The following is a 390-nucleotide window of genomic DNA, read 5'->3' as shown; positions in this document are numbered from 1 at the left end:
ATGGCTCCGTCTAATCCTTTAGGACCAATATCTCCCTTTGTTCCATTTATACCTGGCTCACCTTTTATGCCTGGCTCACCTTTAGAACCTATCTTTCCTTTCTCACCCATATCACCTTTTATTCCCATGGCTCCGTCTAATCCTTTAGGACCAATATCTCCCTTTGTTCCATTTATACCTGGCTCACCTTTTATACCTTGAGGTCCTATATCTCCTTTTAATCCTTCTATACCGGGCTCACCCTTGTTGCCTGTAAGACCTTGTGTACCATTGAAGCCCCTCATACCTGGCTCTCCCTTAGGACCTTCTGGACCTTGCAATCCATTTGCACCTGGTTCTCCTTTCTCACCCATATCACCTTTTATTCCCATGGCTCCGTCTAATCCTTTA

At 44.9% G+C, this 390-nt stretch carries 1 pseudogene; it reads right to left on the bottom strand.

Annotation, left to right across the window (positions count from 1 at the left end):
• A pseudogene (locus ACJ5GX_RS05315) lies at positions 1-390 on the bottom strand (hypothetical protein); the annotation flags it as partial.

The sequence above is a fragment of the Wolbachia endosymbiont of Tuta absoluta genome (assembly GCF_059414725.1).
The sequence above is the reverse complement of the archived record's forward strand: the minus strand, read 5'-3'. Positions and strand labels throughout refer to the sequence as shown.